Below are 21,092 nucleotides of genomic sequence, written 5' to 3' on the forward strand. Positions count from 1 at the left end.
TCCACCAAACGTTTGTTAGGTGCACTGCCGAAGCTAGCAGCGAACGCATCCGAGCGGGAGGCCCTGTGGACAACGCGGATCTCGGCGGCAGGACCGTCGTCGTCACGGGCGGCACCCGGGGGGTCGGCGCCGGGATCGCGCGGGCCTTCGCCGCAGCGGGCGCCGACGTCGTGGTCTGCGCGCGCCGGCCGCCGCCGCGGCCCCTCGCGGGCGTCCGCTTCGCCGCCGTCGACCTGAGGGACCCGGCCGCCGTCCGCGACCTCTTCGAGGACCTGCCCCGGGTCGACGTCCTTGTCAACAACGCCGGAGGCACACCGCACCGGCTCCTCGCGGAGTCGGAGGCCGAGCGGCACGCCCGCGTCATCGAGCTCAACCTCACCGCGCCGCTGACCGCCTCGCTCGCCGCGCGCCGCCGGCTGCTCCGTAGCAGGGGGGCGATCGTGATGATCGGCAGCGTCAGCGGCACCCGGCCCTCACCCGGCACGGCCGCCTACGGCGCGGCCAAGGCGGGCCTGGAGAGTCTGGCCCGCTCGATGGCCGTGGAGTGGGCCCCCGACATCCGGGTCAACGCCCTCGTCGTCGGCATGGTCCGCACCGAGCGTTCCCACCTGCACTACGGCGACGCCGACGGGGTCGCCGCCGTAGCACGGACCGTCCCGCTCGGCCGCCTCGCCGAACCCGGCGACGTGGGCCGGGCCGCCGTCTTCCTCGCCTCCGACGCCGCCGCCTACATCACCGGCGCGAGCCTGCTCGTGCACGGCGGCGGGGAACGGCCCGCGTTCCTCGATGCCGCGAACGTCAACAAGGGGAGCTGACATGAGTGCACCGCTGCTGTGCGAGGGGCGGGTCGTGGTGGTGACGGGCGCGGGCCGCGGACTCGGCCGGGCGCACGCCCTCGCGTTCGCCGCGCAGGGCGCCCGCGTCGTCGTCAACGATCTCGGGGTCGGCCTCGACGGCACCCCGGACCCCGACAGCCCCGCCGCGCGGGTCACCGAGGAGATCCGCTCGGCCGGCGGTACGGCGGTGGCCCACGGCGGCGACATCGCGACCACCGAGGGCGCCGCCTCCCTCGTACGCACCGCCCTGGACGCCTACGGGCGCCTCGACACCCTCGTCAACAACGCCGGTTTCCTGCGCGACCGGATGCTGGTCAACCTCGACGAGGACGACTGGGACGCCGTACTGCGCGTCCACCTCAAGGGTCACTTCCTGCCGCTCCGGCACGCGGCCGCGCACTGGCGGGCCGAGATGAAGGCGGGGCGCCCGCCGCGGGCCCGCGTCGTCAACACCAGCAGCGGGGCGGGCCTGTCGGGGTCGGTGGGACAGGGCAACTACAGCGCCGCGAAGGCCGGGATCCTCGGGCTGACCCTGGTCGCCGCGGCCGAACTCGCGCGGTACTGCGTCCAGGTCAACGCGATCGCCCCGGCGGCCCGCACCCGCATGACCGAACGGACCTTCGCGTTGACCATGGCCGCGCCGGGCAGCCCCGACGCCTTCGACGCGATGGCCCCGGAGAACGTGTCGCCGCTGGTCGTCTGGCTCGGCTCCGCCGCCTGCGCGGGCGTCACCGGACGGGTCTTCGAGGCGGAGGGCGGACGCATCACGGTGATGGAGGGCTGGCGCCCGGGCCCCACCGCCGACAAGTGCGCGCGATGGACACCCGTCCAGGCCGGGGAGACCGCCAGGGAACTACTGGCGGAAGCGGTCCGTCCGGCGGCGGTGTACGGGGCGACGGACGGGGGCTGTGGCGACGGACGGGGGCTGTAGCGAGAGACGGGGTGCTGTAGCGGGACGAGGTGCTGCAGCGACGGGGGGCATCGCGACGGCCGGGGTGCCGTGGCGCGCGCGAGCCGGAGTCGGCCGGGGTGCCGTGGCGCGCGCGAGCCGGAGTCGGCCGGGGTGCCGTGGCGCGCGCGAGCCGGAGTCGGCCGGGGTGCCGTGGCGCGCGCGAGCCGGAGTCCGCCGGGAGGCCGGTGCCCGCCCCCGCCGGGTCCGCCCGGGCCCCGTCGCCCGTTCAGGTGTCGCACTCCAGGACCGTCCGGCACAGGGCGCAGCGGGCCCGGACGCGACCGCGGACGGGGATGCGGATGCGCTGGTGGCAGGTGGGGCAGGGGAAGGAGACGCGGAGCGGCCCGCCGTCGTCCGCGGCGAAGGTGTAGGGCGCGTCCGGCCGGGAGTCAGGCCAGGTCCCGTGGGCCTGGGCGTGCCTGCGGTCCTGCGCGTAGCGGCGGCGGCCCGCCCAGCCCGCCGCGGTCAGCGGCGGCTGCCGCTCGTCCCTGCGCGCCTGCTGAAGCCCCTTGGTGTACGCGGTGTACGCCTGCGGACTGGTGAACCAGACCGACGGGTCCTCGCCGAAGACCAGGGCGCGCTTGGCGAGGACGTAACCGAACTCCTCCGGGGTGAGGTAGCCGAGCTTCTGCGAGGAGGCGGCGTCCTCGCGGAAGGCGTCCAGCAGGAGCCACCCCGCGCCGAGATACGCCGCAGCCGTGTCCGTGAGGATCTCGTTGTCCCGGGTGCCGGGGAAGGAGAGGTCCAGACGGTGCAGGTAGACGTGCATCACCTCGTGGGCGAGGGCGGCCCCGATGTCACGCCGATGGGTGCGGAACCGGTCGTTGAGTTCCACGAAGTACTCGGGCCCTGCGGTGAGTTCGACGTTCGCGGCATGGGTCATCTCGCGGAATCCGACGACCATCCGGGCGTCCGGCAACCGGTAGTGGCGCACCAACTCGCGGGCGACGCGCTGGGCGCCCAGATGCAGGTCGTCGGTGTCGCAGAAGGCCACGTCGGCGGGGGCCACGCTGGCCGCGAACGTCTGGACCGTGTCGCAGGACAGCCGCCGGTACAGCGCGGTGATCGACGCCCGCACGGTGTCCAGGTGCGGGTAGCCGTGCTCGACCGGTCCGCCGTTCGCCACGTCCGCACCCCCTGAAGACGCCGGAACAGGCCCTGGGGGGACCTGGACTCCTCTTCTCCACTCTAGAGCGCCGTCCGCCGTGGCCGGAAAGGGCGCCTTGTGGGACGAGCGCGCGGATCTCGATAATCCAACCCCCACGTTGTCGGGGCCATGCCATGCGACTCGGCTTCGTGGTGCAACCCCCCACGAAAGGAAGCACGTTGAAGACTCTCCAGAAGCTCACCGGACTCAGACGCCTGCTCGCCACCGGCGCCGTGACCCTCGCCGCCGTCTCCCTCCAGCCCCTGTCCGCGCAGGCCGCACCGCAGCCCGTCGTCGGCGGGACCCGGGCGGCGCAGGGCGAGTTCCCGTTCATGGTCCGCCTCTCCATGGGCTGCGGCGGCGCCCTGTACGCCAAGGACGTCGTCCTGACCGCCGCGCACTGTGTGAACGGCTCCGGAAACAACACGTCCATCACCGCCACCGCCGGCGTCGTCGACCTGCAGAGCAGCAGCGCGACCAAGGTCAAATCGACCAAGGTCCTCCAGGCACCCGGCTACAACGGCAAGGGCAAGGACTGGGCCCTCATCAAACTCGCCAGGCCGATCGAACAGCCCACCCTGAAGATCGCCACCACCACCGCCTACAACAGCGGGAACTTCACCGTCGCCGGGTGGGGCGCCGCGCGCGAGGGCGGTGCCCAGCAGCGGTACCTGCTCAAGGCCACCGTCCCCTTCGTCGACGACGCCACCTGCCGCCAGGCCTACGGCAGCGACCTCGTCCCCGGCGACGAGATCTGCGCCGGATTCCCGCAGGGCGGTGTCGACACCTGCCAGGGCGACTCCGGCGGCCCCATGTTCCGCAAGGACGACACCGGCGCGTACCTCCAGGTCGGCATCGTCAGCTGGGGCGAGGGCTGCGCGCGCGCCGGCTACCCGGGCGTCTACAGCGAGGTGTCGACCTTCGCGGCGGACATAGCCCGAGCGGCGGCCGGACTCTAGACCCGACGGCCGCCGGAGCCGACGCACACGGCGCACTGGACGCCCGCGGTGGCGCACGGCGCACGGGACGCCCGCACACGGCACACAGGACGCCCGTGACCGGCTCGCGGGTGTCCTTCCGCACCGCGGGCGTCCTGCCGTACGCCGCCACCCGCGCTCGTACGCGTCCGGCGACCGCGCGCCGGGCCTGCGCGTTCACCGCACCCGGCCGGGGCGAGGCCCTCCCGCTCGTTCACCCGCAAGGTCGGCACGGCACCCGTCCGCTTCCGCGAACAGCAGGGCCGCACCGTGCCCGGCGACCGGAGCGGCCGGAGCGACCGGACACCGGAGCGGCCGGACACCGACGATCCGCCGATCATCGAAGGGCCGGCCGCCCCTTAAGGTGGACCCCCATGACCCACGGCAACACCAACGAAGCGACCACCCCGGGCGGCAACGGCGGGACCGACCCCGCCGTGCGCGCCGAACTCGGCCGGCTCCGCGACAGCATCGACAACATCGACGCCGCCGTCGTCCACATGCTCGCCGAACGCTTCAAATGCACCCAGCAGGTCGGACACCTCAAGGCCGAGCACCAGTTGCCGCCCGCCGACCCCGCCCGCGAAGCCCGCCAGATCGCCCGGCTGCGCCAGCTCGCCGAGAACGCGAAACTCGACCCGGCCTTCGCGGAGAAACTCCTCAACTTCATCATCGCCGAGGTGATCCGCCACCACGAGCACATCGCCGACCACGCGGGCAGCGGCCCGTCCGACCCGGGGCAGTGACAGCCGGCCCCGCGGGCAGCGGCCCGTCCGACCCGGGGGAGTGACAGCCGGCCCCGCGGGCACGATCCGCACGCCCGTCGGGCGCGGCCACCTGGCGTGACCGTCCGGGACCCGCGACCCACCCGGGACACGGCCGCCGCCGCCCCGCGGACAAAGGCCGTGTACCGATCCGACGCTGTGCCATCCCGGGGGCATCAGGCAGCATGTCCCCCATGTCCGTACTGACGCGCGACGAAGCGCAGACCCGTGCCAAGCTCCTCGACGTCCACCGCTACACGATCGCACTCGACGTGACCGGCGGAGACGAGACCTTCGACTCCCGCACCGTCATCCACTTCACGGCCCGCGCGGACGCGGACACCTTCGTCGAGCTCAAGCCCGCCGACCTGCGCTCCGTCACCCTCGACGGGCAGCGCCTGGACCCCGCCACCCTGACCGGCAACCGGCTGCCGCTCACCGGACTCACCGCGGGCGAGCACGAACTGCGCGTCGACGCCGCCATGCGCTACTCCCGCACCGGCGAGGGCATGCACCGCTTCACCGACCCCACCGACGGCGAGACCTACCTCTACACCCAGCTTTTCATGGACGACGTCCAGCGCGTCTTCGCCGCCTTCGACCAGCCCGACCTGAAGGCCGTCTTCGAGCTGTCGGTCCTCGCCCCCGACGGCTGGACCGTCCTCGCCAACGGCATCACCGAACACCTCGGCGAGGGCCGCTGGAAAGCCGCGCCCACCCCACCGGTCTCCACCTACCTCGTCGCCGTCGCCGCCGGCCCCTGGCACTCCGTACGCACCGAACACCAGGGCCTGCCCTTCGGCATCCACTGCCGCCGCTCCCTGGCCCCCCACCTGGACGCCGACGCCGACGAGATCCTCGACGTCACCCGCGCCTGCTTCGACCGCTACCACGAGAAGTTCGAGGAGCCCTACCCCTTCGACTCCTACGACCAGGCGTTCGTCCCCGAGTTCAACGCCGGCGCCATGGAGAACCCCGGACTCGTCACCTTCCGCGACGAGTTCATCTACCGCTCCGCCGTCACCGACACCGAGCGGCAGACCCGCGCCATGGTCATCGCCCACGAAATGGCCCACATGTGGTTCGGTGACCTCGTCACCCTGCGCTGGTGGGACGACATCTGGCTGAACGAGTCCTTCGCCGAGTACATGGGCTACCAGACCCTCACGGAAGCGACCCGCTTCGACGACACCTGGACCGACTTCGGCGTCGCCCGCAAATCCTGGGGCTACGACGCCGACCAGCGCCCCTCCACCCACCCCGTCGCCCCCGACCCCGACGCCGTCCCCGACACCGCCTCCGCGATGCTCAACTTCGACGGCATCTCCTACGCCAAGGGCGCCTCCGCACTCCGCCAACTGGTGGCCTGGCTCGGCGAGAAGGACTTCCTCGCCGGCATCAACACCCACTTCGCCCGCCACAAGTTCGGCAACGCCACCCTCGCCGACTTCATCGAATCCCTCGCCGACGCCACCGAACGCGACGTGCACGCCTGGGCCCAGGCCTGGCTCCGCACCACCGGCGTCGACACCCTCACCCCCGCCGTCACCGCCGGCGCCGACGGCACCTGCACCCTCACCGTCGACCGCGAGGGCAGCCGCCCGCACCGCATCACCGTCGGCCTCTACGACCACGACCTCACCCACGGCGGCCGCCTCACCCCGCGCACCCGCCTCGCACTCGACGTACCGCAGAGCGCCCCCACCCCCATCGGCAAACGGCCCGCACTGCTCCTCCTCAACGACGGCGATCTCACCTACGCCAAGATCCGCTTCGACCCCGAATCCTTCGCCACCCTCCGCACCTCCCTGTGCCGCCTGCCCGAACCGCTCACCCGCACCGTGGTGTGGAACGCCCTGCGCGACGCGGTACGCGACGGCGAACTGCCCCCTGCCGCCTACCTGGAGGCCGCCCGCGCCCACCTCCCCCACGAGACGGACCTCGCCGTCGTCCAGGGCGTGCTGTCCTTCGCCACCGTCCAGGTCGCCGACCGCTACCTCCCCGCCACCGACCGCCCCGCCGCCCTCGCCACCCTCACCGACCTGTGCCGCGACCTCATCCGCCGCACCGAGGACGGCTCCGACCCCGGCCTGCGGCTCACCGCCGTACGCCACTGCATCGACGTCGCCGCCCACCCCGACACCATCAGCGCCTGGTTCTCCGAGGGCACCGTCCCCGGCGGACCCGAACTCGACCCCGAACTGCGCTGGCGCATCCTCGGCAGGCTCGCCGTCCTCGGCGCCATCGACGACGCCGTCATCGAGGCCGAACTCGTCCAGGACCCCAGCGCCACCGGCCAGGAGGGCGCCGCCCGCTGCCGCGCCGCACTGCCCGACCCGCAGGCCAAGAGCAAGGCGTGGGACGAGATGTTCGCCTCCGACGACCTCTCCAACTACCTGTTCACCGCCACCGCGCAGGGCTTCTGGCAGCCCGAACAGACCGACCTGCTCCGCCCCTACGTCGAGCGGTACTGGCACGACGCGATCGCCGTCGCCGCCCGCCGCGGCCCCGCCATCGCCGAGGCCGCCGGACGCTGGGCCTTCCCCGTCACCGCCGTCTCCGCGGAAACCCTCCACCTCGGCGAAGAGTGCCTGCGCGACGCCGACCCCATCCCCGCCCTCCGCCGCAAACTCGCCGACCAGCTCCACGACCTGGCGCGGGCTCTGCGGGTGAGGCACGCGTAGGAACGGGACACGGTCCCGGCGCCGTACGACACGAGGGGGCGCCCGGAACCAACCGAACGCCCCCTCCCGCACCCGCGCCGGGCCGCACACACCGGGGACCCGGCCCCCCGCCGAACCGGTCGCGCGGGCAGCCGGGCTCCGCCCCGAACCGGTCGCGCGCGGGGGAGCCGGGCTCCGCGCCGGACCCCGGCACGCAGGGAATCGGGTCCGCGCCGAGCGGGGCGCGGGGGGACCCGGTTCCGCGCCTACCCCGGTACGCGGGGAGTCCCGCCCCCGCGCCGAACCGGGCGCGCAGGCAGCCGGGTCCCGCGCCGGACCCCGGTACGCGGGGGATCGAGCCCGTGCTGAGCCGGGTACGCAGGGCGTCGGGCCTGTGCCGAGCGGGGCGCGCAGGGATCCGGCCCCGCGCCGACCCCGGTACGCGGCGAATCGGCCCCCGCGCCGAACCGGGCACGCAGGCAGCCGGGTCCCGCGCCGGACCCCGGTACGCGGGGGATCGAGCCCGTGCTGAGCCGGGGCACGCACGGCGACGGGCCCCTGCCGAGTTGGCCGCGCAAGGAACCGGCCCCGCGCCCACCCCGGTACGCGGGGAGTCCCGCCCCTGGCCGAACCGGGCAGGCAGTCAGCCCGGCCCTGCGCCGGACTTCGGCACGCAGGAATCCGCCCCCTCGCCGAACCCCGGCACCCGGGGAATCCCGTCCCCTGCCGGACCTCGGCACGCGGGGGGAATCCGCCCCCCGCCGAACCCCGCCCCCGCCGAACCCCGGCACACAGGGAACCCTGCCCCACGGTGCCCCTAGCACCCCACAGTCCCCCGCACGTTCCTCCCACGTGGCAGTACCCCCTTTCGGGTTTGCGTCGTGGAGCTTTTCGGGCACGGCGGTCCTCGCGCGTACACGCTGGAGCCCCCCGCCCCGCGGCCCTCGGAGGACGCCCATGAGCTCGCCGCCCCTCGCCTCAGGTCCCGGCGGCTCCGCCGCACTGCGGCCGCTGCTCGACACCGTCCTCGACGCGCTGCGCGACGGCGCCGAGACACGCGGCGGCCCCCTGCCCGCGGGCGGCCCCCAGGCCGTCGCCCGGAACGTACGCGACACCGTCGGCGAGGTGCTGCCCCGCGAAGGCTCCGACGACGCCCTGCGGCTCCTGGTCCGCACCCTCGCCGCAGGCGCCGCCGACCCCGCCGACCCCCTGTGCGCCGCCCACCTGCACTGCCCGCCGCTCGCCGTCGCCACCGCCGCCGACCTCGCCGCCTCCGCCCTCAACCCCTCCCTCGACTCCTGGGACCAGGCCCCCGCCGCCTCCGCACTCGAAGCACTCGTCACCGACGCCCTCGCCGCGGAGATCTACGCACCCACACCGGCCGGCCCCGGCGACGCCGACCCACTCGAAGCGAACACACAACCGAAGAAAGGTGCCGCCGTCGTCACCACCGGCGGCACCGAATCCAACCAGCTCGCCCTCCTCCTCGCCCGCGAAGCCCACCACGGCACCACACTCGTCTGCGGAGCCAACGCCCACCACTCACTGCGCCGCGCCGCCTGGCTCCTCGGCCTGCCCGACCCCGTCGTCGTCCCCGCCCCCGCCGGCACCATGGACCCCGCCGCCCTCGACGCCGCCCTCACCGAACTGCACGGCCCCCGCGGCTCGTTCACCGTCGCCGCCACCGCAGGCACCACCGACGCCGGACTCATCGACCCCCTGACCGACATCGCCGACCTGTGCGCAGCCCACGGAGCCCGCCTCCACATCGACGCCGCATACGGCGGCGGCCTCCTCTTCAGCGACCGCCACCGCAGCAGACTCGACGGCCTCGCCCGCGCCCACACCGTCACCCTCGACCTGCACAAACTCGGCTGGCAACCCGTCGCCGCCGGCCTACTCGCCGTACAGAACCCCCACGACCTGCACGTACTGAACCACCCCACCGACTACCTCAACGCCGACGACGACACCCGGGCCGGACTGCCCGACCTCCTCGGCCGCTCCCTGCGCACCAGCCGGCGCCCCGACATCCTCAAAATCGCCGTCACCCTCAAAACCCTCGGCCGCCAAGGACTCGGCGCCCTCGTCGACCGCGTCTGCGCCCACGCACAGGAACTCGCCACCCTCGTCGAAGCCCACCCCGCCTTCGACCTCTACGACCGGCCGACCCTCAGCACCGTCCTCTTCCGGCCCGCCCACGCCACCGACGACACCGTCGCCGCCGTACGCCGCACCCTCCTCACCGAAGGCCGCGCCGTCCTCGGCCGCGCCACCCCCGACGGCCGCCTCTGGCTCAAAGCCACCCTCCTCAACCCGCACACCCGGCCCGACGACCTGGCCGCACTCCTGAAACTGGTGGAAGGACACACAGCCCGATGAGCCCGACACCCCACCCCCCACACGAACCCGAAGCCCCACGCGACCTCGTGGGCATCGGCATCGGCCCCTTCAACCTCTCCCTCGCCGCCCTCGCCCACCCCCTCACCGAACTCGACACCGTCTTCTACGAACAGCGCCCCGCCTTCGACTGGCACCCCGGCCTCCTCATCGACGGGACCACCCTCCAAGTCCCCTTCCTCGCCGACCTCGTCACCCTCGCCGACCCCACGAGCCCCTGGACCTTCCTCAACTACCTCAAAGCCCGCGACCGCCTCTTCCCCTTCTACTTCGCCGAGCGCTTCCACATCCAGCGCGCCGAATACGACAGCTACTGCCGCTGGGTCAGCGACAACCTCCCCGGACTCCACTTCGGCCACCAGGTCGACGCCGTCCGCTGGAACCCCGAACGCGCCCTCTTCGAAGTCGACTTCACCCAACTCGACACCGACGGCGAAGCCGAAGCCCTCGGCCGCACCCACACCCGCAACATCGTCATCGGCGTCGGCACCGCCCCCCACATCCCCGAAGCCCTCCAACCCCTCGTCGCAGCCCCCGGCGCCCCCGTCATCCACGCCGCGGACTACCTCGAACACCGCGAACACTTCCTCACCGCCGGCCACATCACCGTCGTCGGCGCCGGACAGTCCGGCGCCGAAGTCTTCCTCGACCTGCTCAAGAACCGCCCCCCGGGCCACGAGAAGATCCACTGGCTCGCCCGCACCGAAGCCTTCGCCCCCATGGAGTACTCCAAACTCGGCCTCGAACACTTCACCCCCGACTACACCCGCTACTTCCACGCCCTCACCGAACCCGTACGCGACCGGCTCGTCGCCGCCCAGTGGCAACTCCACAAAGGCATCGACGCCGACACCCTCGCCGCGATCCACGACGAGCTCTACCGCCGCACCCTCCACGGCGGCTGGCCCGACGCCGTCCTCACCCCCGCCGTCAACGTCCGCACCGCCGGACGCGTCGCCACCACCAAGGTCGAACTCCACCTCGAACACGTCCAGCAGGGCACCCGCTCCCGCCTCACCACCGACGCAGTCGTCCTGGCCACCGGCTACCGCGAACGCCCCCTCGGAGGCATCCTCGCCGGACTCGACCCCTACCTCCGCCGCGACACCGCCGAACGCCCCCGCATCGACGACCGGTTCCGCCTCGTCCTCGATCCCTGCGTCACCGGCCGCGTCCACGTCCAGAACGCCGAACTCCACACCCACGGCGTCGGCACCCCCGACCTCGGCCTCGCCGCCTGGCGCAGCGCCACCATCCTCAACGCCCTCACCGGCAAGGACCCCTACCCCCTCCCCGAACGGACGTCCTTCACCACCTTCGGACTCGAACCCCGCCCCCACATCCCCACCGCCCGCCAGACCCCCGTCCTCACCCCCCTGATCGACGAACGCTGAAAAGCGACACCAGTTCACCCACGAGGGACAGCCGCAGACCGCTCACCACGTCGTGATGGATGCGAGAAGGGGAGGGTCGATGGAGGCCTCAAGTCACGACGAGTTCCGCGAGCTCGTAGCCATGCGCTCCACCGCGCTGCTACGGCTCGCGGTACTGCTCACCGGAGGGGACCGGCACGCCGCCGAAGACCTGCTGCAGCGGAACCAAGTACGACGCCGCCAAGTTCGACGCCAACACCGGAAAACGCCTGTGGACGGTCAAGGCCAACCGCGAAGGCGACGGCAGCAACGGCCCGTTCGCCGTGCGCGACGGCGTCGTCTACACCCACATCGACACCCAAACCGGCCCCGACTACGGAGCCTCACCCCAACTCCTGCGCTACGACGACGCCCTGATCACCCGGAACGGCAGCAACATCAACTCCCTGCTGCCACCCACCGGACACTGACCCGACACACACGCGGCCGGGGCGCCACCACCACCGCGCCCCGGCCGAACAGCAACTCAAAACGTCCCGGACCTAGAAGACCGGCACACCGTCCCGCGTCAGCCGCCAGTCCACCGACGCGAACTCCGCCGGGTCCAGCACACCCTTCGCCGTCACCCACTCGGCGATCCGCGTACGAATCTCCGTCGACTCCGCCCACAACTCCTTCGCCGACGCCACATGCGGAAACGCACCACCACCGTTCGCCCGGTAGTTGTTCACCGCGAACACGAACTGCTGCCCGTCCGACAACGCCGCCCCGTCGTACGACAGATTCCTGATCCGCGACCCCGGCGCCTGCGCGATGTCGATGTCATACGTCAACCCCGACACATAGTCGTAGTTGTAGTCCGGCCGGCCATTCGCGTTCGTCAGCTTCTCCGTGTCGATCACCGCATCCGCAGCCGTCCGCACGAAATACTCCGCCGAGTACTCCAGATACGCCCGCACCTGCGCACCCGTCAGCAACTTCGCCACCAACGTGTTGTCGTACACGTACAGACTCGACAGATCCCGGATCGTCACCTCACCCGCCGGGATCTCCGACGTACGCGAGAACGGCGACGCCTGCGCGATCACCGGCAACGACGCATACTCCGTCCCCGCCAGCGCCGCCCTGACCACGTCCTCCTGCACCCTCGTGATCAGATCGATGATCGGCGCGTCCTTGAACCGCGCCTCCACTGTCGTCAACGTCCGAGTCGCCGTCCCCACCACCTGGTTGACGTACTTCACCACCGCCGCATGCTCAGCACCCAGCAGCTTCGTGATCCGCGGATCGTCCGCCACCGTCCGCGAATCACGCAACGACGCCGCCACCGACTCGACCCGCCACCGCCCCTTCTCAAACACCAACTCGAAGTCGAACAACGACAGACGCTCCGCATAACACAGCGGCTCCGACAGCACGACCGTCCGGCCCGACACCGCGTTGGTGACCTTCAGCTCCGGAATCTCCACATGCGCATGACCCACCAGAATCGCGTCGATCCCCGGCACCTGCTGCGCCACCAGAGCCGCCGAATTCTCCACGTACGGCAACTGATCACCGTACGACGACGTACCCGACGAACCACTGTGCGCCGACACCACCACCACGTCCGCACCCATGGACCGCAGCTTCGGCACCCACTTCGCCGCCTGCTCCTCAAGCCCCGGGAACGTCAACTTCCCCTGCACATACGCCTTGTCCCAGATCGCGATACCCGGATTCGTCAGCCCCAGCACCGCCACCCGCACCGGCGGCAGACCTGGCACATGGAACTTTTTCATGAAATACGGCGGGAAAGCCGGCTTCAACGTCTTCGCGTCCAGCGCGTTCGCACCCAGCAACGGGAAATCACACTGCGACTCGAACTTCCGCAGCGTCTCGATCCCGTAATTGAACTCATGATTGCCGAGCGCCACCGCGTCATAACCGATCGCGTTCATCGCCTGCGCCATCGGATGCACCGGACCACCCTTCGCGGTGATCGGATCCACCTTCGCGAAGTAGTACGTCAGCGGAGTGCCCTGAATCGTGTCGCCCGCATCCAGCAACAACGTGTTCCGGCGGCCCTTCTCCGCACGCACCTGGTCCACGAGCGTCGAAATCCGCGCCAGACCCATCGCGTTGCCCTTGGCGTCGGAATACTCCGCGTCCTTGAAGTAGTCCCAGTTGAAGACATGCCCGTGCAGATCGGTCGTCCCCATCACCGTCAGCGCATACCGCTTCGGACGCTTCCCGCTCCCCCCGGCCGCAGCCTCGGCAGCCGGCGCACCGACCCCACCGGCCAACGCCACCCCGGCACCCGTCACAGCGGACTTCTTCAGGAACTTCCGGCGGTTCAACGGCATCTCTGTGGCTCCCTGGGGCGATGGTCAACGACGCGCGTAGATTCTCACCCACCCACCACGCCCCCGAACAGATCCCGCAGGTTTCGATCTGGTGACCAGCAAACCCCCGGAACCCGCCCAGCAGTGCCACAGTAGGACGTATGACCCCCACCCCGGACGACCCCAGGACCACACCCGCCCACGGCACCCCCGACACCCCCCACCTCACCGTCCGCGGCGAAGCCCACCTCGAAACCGCCCCCGAAACCGCCCGCATCAACATCACCGTCAGCGCCCGCGGCACCAACCGGCACGACACCCTCGCCGACCTCACTCGCCGCAACACCACCACCCTCGACCTCGTCAAAACCTACGCGGACGCCGTCGAACACCTCGAAACCGGCACCCTCACCATCAGCCCCGAACTCACCAAACACGGCCGCGGCGAACGCATCCGCGCCTACCACGGCCACGTCCACCTCACCGCCGAGCTCACCGACTTCACCGCACTCGGCGAACTCACCACCCGCCTCGCCGACCTCGACCTCACCCGCGTCGACGGCCCCACCTGGACCCTGCGCCCCACCTCACCCGCCTACCGTGAAGCCCGCCGCCAAGCCGTCCACGACGCCGTCCAGCGCGCCCGCGAATACGCCGAAGCCCTCGACACCACCCTCACCTCACTCATCGAACTCACCGACACCGACCCCGCCCGGCCCCACCCCGCCGACCGCACCCTGCGCACCATGACCTACGCCGGCGAAACCCCCGACGACACCGCACCCCTCGACCTCGAACCCCAGCGCCAGCACATCCACGCCGAGGTCACCGCCCGATTCACCATGGCACCCCCGAATTTGTAGTACCGCAGCGCTCATCGGAGCGACCCCATGCACAATTCAACACTCGTCAACAGCCCTTCATCCAAAGGCTGTTGGGCAGACACACACACCCAATTCGCTACCCACCGGTAAGGCCTAGGCTCAGACCATGCGCCGAGCGAAAATCGTCTGCACTCTGGGGCCCGCCACCGACTCGTACGACCAGATCAAAGCACTGGTCGAAGCCGGAATGGACGTAGCCCGATTCAATCTCAGCCACGGCACCTACGCCGAGCACGAGGAGCGCTACCAGCGCGTAAGAAAAGCCTCCGACGAAACCGGCCGCAGCGTCGGAATCCTCGCCGACCTTCAAGGCCCGAAGATCCGCCTCGGCCGCTTCCGCGAAGGACCCGTACTCCTCGAACGCGGCGACACCTTCACCATCACCGTCGAACCCGACACCGAAGGCGACCGCCACACCTGCGGCACCACCTACGACGGACTCGCCACCGACGTCACCCCCGGCGAACGCATCCTCGTCGACGACGGCAAAGTCTGCCTCGAAGTCACCGCCGTCGAAGGCCCCCAGGTCCACACCACCGTCATCGAAGGCGGCATGGTCTCCGACCACAAGGGCCTCAACCTCCCCGGCGTCGCCGTCTCCGTCCCCGCACTCTCCGACAAGGACGAAGCAGACCTCCGCTGGGCCCTCGGCACCGGCTTCGACGTCATCGCCCTCTCCTTCGTCCGCAGCGGCCGCGACATCGACGACGTCCACCGCATCATGGACGAAGAAGGCCGCCGCCTCCCCGTCATCGCCAAAGTCGAAAAACCCCAGGCCGTCGACAACATCGACGACATCGTCGCCGCCTTCGACGGCATCATGGTCGCCCGCGGCGACCTCGGCGTCGAAATGCCCCTCGAACAGGTCCCCATCGTCCAGAAGCGCGCCATCAAACTCGCCCGGCGCAACGCCAAACCCGTCATCGTCGCCACCCAGATGCTCGACTCCATGATCGAGAACTCCCGCCCCACCCGCGCCGAGGCCTCCGACGTCGCCAACGCCGTCATCGACGGCACCGACGCCGTCATGCTCTCCGGCGAGACCAGCGTCGGCGCGTACCCCGTCGAGACCGTGCGCACCATGGCCCGCATCGTCGAAGCCGCCGAAGAGGACATCCTCGCCAAGGGACTCCCGCCCCTCACCGAGCGCAACAAGCCCCGCACCCAGGGCGGCGCCGTCGCCCGTGCCGCCGCCGACATCGGCGACTTCCTCGGCGCCAGGTTCCTCGTCGCCTTCACCCAGTCCGGCGACACCGTCCGGCGCCTGTCCCGCTACCGCTCGCCGATCCCCCTCCTGGCGTTCACGCCCGACCCCGCGACGCGGTCCCAGCTCACCCTCACCTGGGGCGTCGAGACCTTCCTAGGGCCGCAGGTCGAATCCACCGACGCCATGGTCGACCAGGTCGACGAGCAGCTCCTGAAGATCGGGCGCTGCCGGCAGGGCGACATGGTCGTGATCACCGCCGGCTCCCCGCCCGGCGTCTCCGGCTCGACCAACCTCGTCCGCGTCCACCACATCGGCGAGGACGACGCCCCCAAGTGACCGGCCCCGGGCCCCTCATGAGGAGGGGCCCACCGCGCCGGACTCAGTACTTGGGACCTACGTGCGCATCCATCAGGGCCACGTCGTCCCTGCGGGCCACGGAGATGTTGTAGGCGTTCCCGTGCCGGGTGCAGTGCGTCCACGCGATGCCGAGCTTGTCGAGGGTGTCCGTGTACAGCCGGCGGATGTCGTCGGAGACGTTGGTGAAGAAGTACCGGGGGTACTCATAGCGCTTGCGCTCACCGGCGACGACGCGGGTCGTCCAGTTGGTGATCCGGCACCCGTCGGAGTGGACGAGCCCCCGGACGAACTCCCAGGGGTGAGCGTGGACGATCTCCCGCTGCCAGCCCGCCAGCACGATCGCCCGCTCGTGCTTCTTCCCGGGCCCGTGCTGGGGGAAGAGGCACCAAAGGTGTCTGGAGTAGAGCTTCACCTCGTGGCAGCCTTTCCGGCGGATCCGGCAGACCGAGTTTGCTGGAAGAACCCGGCGCATTGCTTGCTCGCACTCGTCCATGAGTCCGGGGTGAGCATCGGCGCAGGAGACGGACAGGCTCGGTACGTGCATCGCTCGGTTCTGGATGATGTGGCCGTCACCGAGATACAGGCCCAGAAGGTACGCGTAGGCAGGAAAATCCAGCTCGTCGTCGCATCGAGGGCACGACGGTTGAATGCGCCCGGGACACTCGCCACGTTTCGCGCGGTCCATGTGCTTCCAATAGCTGATCGTCCCGAGAGGGATCTCGAATCGTCGCGCGACGTCGGCGTTCCGGGCTCCGCCCCGCAGGAGTGTGAGCGCCCTCTGTCGTACCTCTGTGCTGTGGTAGCTCATGTGAGCACCCTGAGTCACTGACCGTGACTGTGTGCACCAAAAAGCGGATGTTCACGAGAAGGTGGACATCCGCTTTGCGGGATCTGTGCCGGGTGCGGGATTCGAACCCGCAAGCCCTCTCAGGCAGAGGTGTTTGAGACCTCCGTGTATACCCTTCCACCAACCCGGCGTGAGTAGCTCTGCGGAAGCATACCGGGTCATCGCAGGCGGCCGCCCCTAGGTAGTCTTCATTAGCAGCACTACCTGCCCGGCCCGTTATGAGGAGCCCCCGTGACCGCCCCCGAGTCGCCCCAGCCCGTGGACGCGCCCGACGACGACAAGTCGCACGTGCCTCCGCTGACGACCCGTGTCGTCATCGCCGAGGACGAGGCCCTGATCCGTCTCGACCTCAAGGAGATGCTGGAGGAAGAGGGCTACACGGTCGTGGGTGAGGCGGGCGACGGTGAGCGGGCCGTTGAGCTTGCCCGGGAGCACAAGCCGGACCTGGTGATCCTCGATGTGAAGATGCCGAAGCTGGACGGGATCTCGGCGGCGGAGAAGATCGCCGAGGAGAGCATCGCGCCGGTGCTGATGCTGACGGCGTTCTCGCAGCGGGATCTGGTGGAGCGGGCGCGTGACGCGGGTGCGATGGCGTACCTGGTGAAGCCGTTCAGCAAGAGTGACGTGGTGCCGGCGATCGAGATGGCGGTGTCGCGGTTCACGGAGCTGAAGGAGTTGGAGAAGGAGGTCGCTGACCTGAGTCAGCGGCTGGAGACGCGGAAGCTGGTGGACCGGGCGAAGTCGGTGCTGCAGACGGAGTACGGGCTGTCGGAGCCGGCGGCGTTCCGGTGGATCCAGAAGACGTCGATGGATCGGCGGATGTCGATGCAGCAGGTGGCGGAGGCGGTCATCCAGGACGCGGCGGAGAAGAAGGCGTCGAAGGGCTAGTCCGCCGGTTCGGCCTGGTTCGGTTGTGCGAGAGGCCCGCGACCCCGTTGGTGGGGTGCGGGCCTCTTCGTGTGCCTCGGGCGGGTGGGTCAGTCTTCGCCGAGGTAGGCCTTGCGGACGGATTCGTCGTGGAGGAGGTCCTGTCCGCTGCCGGAGAGGACGATGTTGCCGATTTCCATGACGTGTCCCTGGTCGGCGAGGGAGAGCGCCGCCTGGGCGTTCTGTTCGACGAGCAGGATGGTGGTGCCCTGGGCCTTGAGTTCGGCGATGGTGGCGAGGATCTTCTGCATCATGATCGGCGAGAGGCCCATGGAGGGTTCGTCGAGCATGAGGAGTTTGGGCTGGGACATGAGGGCGCGGCCCATGGCGAGCATCTGCTGTTCGCCGCCGGAGAGGGTTCCGGCGGCCTGCTTGCGGCGTTCCCCGAGGATGGGGAAGAGGTCGTAGGCGCGCTGGATGTCCTTCTCGATGCCTGCTTTGTCGGTGCGGAGGAAGGCGCCGAGTTGCAGGTTCTCGGTGATGGTGAGCCGGGGGAAGATGTGGCGTCCCTCGGGGGAGTGTGCGAGTCCGAGGGCGACGATCTTGTGGGCGGGGACGCCGTTGACGATCTTGCCGTCGAACTTGATCTGGCCGGAGGTGGGCTTGAGCAGTCCGGAGAGGGTGCGCAGGGTGGTGGTCTTGCCGGCGCCGTTGGTGCCGATGAGGGTGACGATCTGGCCGGCTTCGACGGAGAAGGAGATGCCCTTGACGGCTTCGATCTTGCCGTAGGCGACCTTGAGGTCTTCGACCTCGAGCAGTGCGGTCACTGGGCGCTTCCTTCCTTGCTGGTGGTGCTCTGCGCTCCGTGTGCCTCGGCGGCTTCGACTTCGGCGAGTTCGTCGGCGCCGGGGGCGCCTTCGAAGGGGGTGCCGAGGTAGGCGGCGACGACGCGTTCGTCGCCCTGGACCACTTCGGAGGTTCCTTCGACGAGTTTTTCGCCTTGGACGAGGCAGGCCACGCGGTCGCACAGGTTGAAGATGAAGCGCATGTCGTGCTCGATGACGAGGACGGCGATGCCTTGGTCGCGGATGGCGAAGACGAGTTCTTCGGTGGCGCGGGTTTCCTGCGGGTTCATGCCGGCGGTGGGCTCGTCGAGGAGGAGGAGTCCGGGGTCGCTGGCCAGGGCGCGGGCGATTTCGAGCTTGCGTTGTTCGCCGTAGGGGAGGTTGCGGGAGAGGTGGTCGGCCTTGTGGGCGAGGCCGATGAAGTCCAGCAGTTCCATGGCGCGTTCGCGGCTGGCGGCTTCTGCTTTGCGGAAGCCGGGGCCGCGGAGGAGGGCGGACCAGAGTCCTTCTTTGGTGCGGGTGTGGCGGCCGACGAGCACGTTTTCCAGGACGGTCATGTTGGCGAAGAGCCGGATGTTCTGGAAGGTGCGGGCGATGCCTGCGCTGGTGACGAGGTGGGGCTTGGGTGGCAGGACGGTGCCTTTGTAGGCGACTGTGCCCTCGGTGGGGACGTAGAGGCCGGTGAGGCAGTTGAAGAAGGTGGTCTTGCCAGCGCCGTTGGGTCCGATGAGGCCGACGATCTCGCCGCTGTTGACGGTGAGGTCGACGCCGCGGACGGCGGTGAGGCCGCCGAAGCGCATGGTGACGCCGGTGGCTTCGAGGACGGGGCTGGTGGCCGTGGTGGTGGTCATGTGGGTCACGCCCCTGCCTTGGTGACGCCGACGGTGGTGTCGGGCAGGCTCTGTTCGGGGATGTCGGGTTGGCCGGTGTCGTGGAATTCGAGTTGCCGGCGGCGGTTGGCGATGATGCCTTCGGGGCGGAATCGCATGAGGATGACGAGGGCGATGCCGAAGGCGAAGAGCTGGTACTCCTTGAGGAAGCTGAGCTTCTCGGGGAGGAGGTAGAGGAGGGTGGCGCCGAGGATGGGTCCGTTGACGGTGCCCATGCCGCCGAGGACGACGGCGGCGAGGAGGAACGCCGAGTTCGGGGGGACGGATCCGGCGAACTGGTAGGGGGCGGGGTTGACGCTGTAGCCGACGTGGGCGCTGACGGTGCCGGCGAGGCCGGCGAGGCTGGCGCCGAGGGCGAAGGCGATGAGTTTGACGCGGAAGCCGTTGATGCCCATGGCGGTGGCGGCGGTTTCGTCTTCGCGGATGGCGATCCAGGAGCGGCCGATGCGGCTGTCGGCGGCGCGGTTGAAGACGACGACGACGATGCCGGTGATGATCAGCATCAGCAGGAAGTAGTTGGCGAAGCGGCCGAGGGTGATTCCGCCGATGGCGTGGGTGGCTCCGAAGTCGAACCCGAAGATGTTGAGGTCGGGGATCATCGAGATGCCGTTGGGGCCGTTGGTGAGGTTGGGTCCGGAGGATCCGTCGAGGTTGTTGACGCCGATGCGGAAGATCTCTCCGAAGCCGAGGGTGACGATGGCGAGGTAGTCGCCGCGCAGTCGCAGGGTGGGGGCGCCGATGAGGACGCCGAAGACGAGCGATGCGGCCATGCCGGTGAGCATGGCGGCCCAGAAGGGGAACTGGACGCCGGAGAAGCGGGAGAATTCGCTGCCGGAGACGAGGGCGGCCGCGTAGGCGCCGACGCCGAGGAAGGCGACGTATCCGAGGTCGAGGAGTCCGGTGAGGCCGACGACGATGTTGAGGCCGAGGGCGACGGTGGCGACGACGAGGATGTTGACGCCGAGGTTGGCGTTGTGTTCGTCGTTTTCGACGAAGGGGAAGATCGCCGCGGCGAGGAAGGCCATGGAGGTGGCGAATCCCTTGTGGCGGGCGTTGAGTTCGGCGAAGCGGTCGAAGAGTCCGGCGCTGAGGAGTGCCCAGGCGCCGAGGACGACGAGGAGGAGGAAGCCGATGAAGGTTTCGCTCGCGTCGGGGTCGACGCCGATGCCGTAGGTGAAGACGATCAGGGCGACGGTGGTGGCGGCGGTGATGACGAGGCGTTCGCCCCAGCCGGGGAGTGTGGCGGCCGGGGGGATGCGGTCGGGCTTGGTGACGTAGTCCTTGAAGGTGTCGCCCGGCTTGGGGAGGGCGAGGGTGCCGAGGAGGGCGGTCAGTGAGCCGACGGCGGCGAGGTAGGCGCCGGGGTCGAGGGCGACGAGGCCCTTGAGGTCGACGGCGATGGCGATGGCGCTGAACCAGCTGACCGCGAAGGCGGAGGCGGCGGCGAGGACGACGGGCTGGGTGGCGCCGGCGGGGTTGAGCCAGCGCAGGCCGCGGATGTCCCAGAGGGTGAGCGTGTAGAGGAGGGTGAGGATGCCGGCGACGAGGGCGAGGACCTGGAGTCCGGCGGGGGAGCCGTAGTAGGTGAGGTCCCCGGGGAATTCGTCGGTGTAGGTCCAGGACATGAACGTGCTGGCGATGGTGGCGACGGCGCCGGCCGCGACGAGGGCGCGGGCCGCGGTCGGGGGGAGCGCGATGAGGCCGCGGGCGGGGGCCTGCCGGGGGGTGGCCGGCGTGGCTTTCTCGGTGGTTGCCATGG

At 70.3% G+C, this 21,092-nt stretch carries 17 protein-coding genes, 1 tRNA gene and 1 pseudogene; 12 read left to right on the plus strand and 7 right to left on the minus strand.

Annotated elements, in window-relative coordinates; translation table 11 throughout:
- Nucleotides 1-65: 65 nt before the first annotated feature.
- The gene (locus tag AC0ZLC_RS24335) at nt 66-815 is read left to right on the plus strand and encodes an SDR family oxidoreductase (RefSeq protein WP_476754078.1); all 750 of its coding nucleotides are present in this window, start codon (nt 66-68) and stop codon (nt 813-815) included.
- A gap of 1 nt (nt 816) precedes the next feature.
- Nucleotides 817-1,767 carry an SDR family oxidoreductase gene (locus AC0ZLC_RS24340; protein WP_476754079.1) on the plus strand — a complete coding sequence of 317 codons (951 nt, stop codon included), beginning with the start codon at nt 817-819 and terminating at the stop codon, nt 1,765-1,767.
- A 247-nt stretch (nt 1,768-2,014) separates the two neighbouring features.
- Here AC0ZLC_RS24340 and AC0ZLC_RS24345 read toward each other — a convergent pair whose 3' ends face one another.
- Nucleotides 2,015-2,914, minus strand: a complete 900-nt coding sequence (locus tag AC0ZLC_RS24345) for a hypothetical protein (RefSeq protein WP_476754080.1) — start codon at nt 2,912-2,914, stop codon at nt 2,015-2,017.
- A 200-nt stretch (nt 2,915-3,114) separates the two neighbouring features.
- Here AC0ZLC_RS24345 and AC0ZLC_RS24350 point away from each other — a divergent pair, with 200 nt between their 5' ends.
- The 7 genes and pseudogenes from AC0ZLC_RS24350 to AC0ZLC_RS24380 all read left to right on the plus strand — a co-directional run bounded on the left by AC0ZLC_RS24350 (nt 3,115) and on the right by AC0ZLC_RS24380 (nt 11,582).
- Nucleotides 3,115-3,894, plus strand: coding sequence for a S1 family peptidase (locus AC0ZLC_RS24350; protein ID WP_476754081.1), 780 nt, complete (start codon nt 3,115-3,117; stop codon nt 3,892-3,894).
- Nucleotides 3,895-4,286: 392 nt separating this feature from the next.
- Nucleotides 4,287-4,658, plus strand: coding sequence for a chorismate mutase (locus tag AC0ZLC_RS24355; RefSeq protein WP_476754082.1), 372 nt, complete (start codon nt 4,287-4,289; stop codon nt 4,656-4,658).
- Nucleotides 4,659-4,861: 203 nt separating this feature from the next.
- Nucleotides 4,862-7,360, plus strand: a complete 2,499-nt coding sequence (gene pepN, locus AC0ZLC_RS24360; RefSeq protein ID WP_476754083.1) for an aminopeptidase N — start codon at nt 4,862-4,864, stop codon at nt 7,358-7,360.
- Nucleotides 7,361-8,296: 936 nt separating this feature from the next.
- Complete coding sequence (locus AC0ZLC_RS24365; protein WP_476754084.1) at nt 8,297-9,721, plus strand: pyridoxal phosphate-dependent decarboxylase family protein; 1,425 nt, start codon at nt 8,297-8,299, stop codon at nt 9,719-9,721.
- A complete protein-coding gene (locus AC0ZLC_RS24370; protein ID WP_476754085.1) occupies nt 9,718-11,133 on the plus strand; it encodes a lysine N(6)-hydroxylase/L-ornithine N(5)-oxygenase family protein in 1,416 nt (471 codons plus the stop codon). Before AC0ZLC_RS24365 ends, AC0ZLC_RS24370 begins: the two co-directional genes overlap by 4 nt.
- Nucleotides 11,134-11,212: 79 nt before the next feature.
- A pseudogene (locus tag AC0ZLC_RS24375) lies at nt 11,213-11,332 on the plus strand (SigE family RNA polymerase sigma factor); the annotation flags it as partial.
- Nucleotides 11,333-11,435: 103 nt separating this feature from the next.
- Nucleotides 11,436-11,582 carry a hypothetical protein gene (locus AC0ZLC_RS24380; protein ID WP_476754086.1) on the plus strand — a complete coding sequence of 49 codons (147 nt, stop codon included), beginning with the start codon at nt 11,436-11,438 and terminating at the stop codon, nt 11,580-11,582.
- A gap of 72 nt (nt 11,583-11,654) precedes the next feature.
- Here the strand turns inward: AC0ZLC_RS24380 and AC0ZLC_RS24385 are convergent, their stop codons facing one another.
- Nucleotides 11,655-13,457 carry a bifunctional metallophosphatase/5'-nucleotidase gene (locus AC0ZLC_RS24385; RefSeq protein WP_476754087.1) on the minus strand — a complete coding sequence of 601 codons (1,803 nt, stop codon included), beginning with the start codon at nt 13,455-13,457 and terminating at the stop codon, nt 11,655-11,657.
- Between the two features lie 140 nt (nt 13,458-13,597).
- On the opposite strand from AC0ZLC_RS24385, the gene AC0ZLC_RS24390 reads away from it, so the two are divergent.
- Together AC0ZLC_RS24390 and pyk are read left to right on the plus strand one after the other, a co-directional pair.
- Nucleotides 13,598-14,299 carry an SIMPL domain-containing protein gene (locus tag AC0ZLC_RS24390; protein WP_476754088.1) on the plus strand — a complete coding sequence of 234 codons (702 nt, stop codon included), beginning with the start codon at nt 13,598-13,600 and terminating at the stop codon, nt 14,297-14,299.
- Between the two features lie 127 nt (nt 14,300-14,426).
- Nucleotides 14,427-15,863 carry a pyruvate kinase gene (gene pyk / locus AC0ZLC_RS24395; protein ID WP_476754089.1) on the plus strand — a complete coding sequence of 479 codons (1,437 nt, stop codon included), beginning with the start codon at nt 14,427-14,429 and terminating at the stop codon, nt 15,861-15,863.
- Between the two features lie 43 nt (nt 15,864-15,906).
- Here pyk and AC0ZLC_RS24400 read toward each other — a convergent pair whose 3' ends face one another.
- The gene (locus AC0ZLC_RS24400; protein ID WP_476754090.1) at nt 15,907-16,692 is read right to left on the minus strand and encodes a transposase; all 786 of its coding nucleotides are present in this window, start codon (nt 16,690-16,692) and stop codon (nt 15,907-15,909) included.
- A gap of 86 nt (nt 16,693-16,778) precedes the next feature.
- Nucleotides 16,779-16,861 (minus strand) — tRNA-Leu (locus AC0ZLC_RS24405).
- Nucleotides 16,862-16,962: 101 nt separating this feature from the next.
- Between AC0ZLC_RS24405 and AC0ZLC_RS24410 the strand changes: the two genes are divergently transcribed.
- Nucleotides 16,963-17,619 (plus strand): ANTAR domain-containing response regulator, encoded by a 657-nt coding sequence (locus AC0ZLC_RS24410; protein ID WP_476754091.1) that lies wholly within the window; start codon nt 16,963-16,965, stop codon nt 17,617-17,619.
- An 89-nt stretch (nt 17,620-17,708) separates the two neighbouring features.
- On the opposite strand, the gene AC0ZLC_RS24415 is transcribed toward AC0ZLC_RS24410, so the two are convergent.
- From AC0ZLC_RS24415 to AC0ZLC_RS24425, 3 genes are read right to left on the minus strand one after another with little or no spacing between them, the layout of a single operon-like run.
- The gene (locus AC0ZLC_RS24415) at nt 17,709-18,425 is read right to left on the minus strand and encodes an ABC transporter ATP-binding protein (RefSeq protein ID WP_476754092.1); all 717 of its coding nucleotides are present in this window, start codon (nt 18,423-18,425) and stop codon (nt 17,709-17,711) included.
- On the minus strand, nt 18,422-19,294 hold the full coding sequence (locus AC0ZLC_RS24420) for an ABC transporter ATP-binding protein (RefSeq protein WP_476754093.1): 873 nt from the start codon (nt 19,292-19,294) through the stop codon (nt 18,422-18,424). Before AC0ZLC_RS24420 ends, AC0ZLC_RS24415 begins: the two co-directional genes overlap by 4 nt.
- Before the next feature lie 5 nt (nt 19,295-19,299).
- Nucleotides 19,300-21,090 (minus strand): branched-chain amino acid ABC transporter permease, encoded by a 1,791-nt coding sequence (locus tag AC0ZLC_RS24425; RefSeq protein WP_476754160.1) that lies wholly within the window; start codon nt 21,088-21,090, stop codon nt 19,300-19,302.
- Nucleotides 21,091-21,092: the final 2 nt, after the last annotated feature.

It is taken from the genome of Streptomyces sp. GLSS-08 (assembly GCF_056387915.1).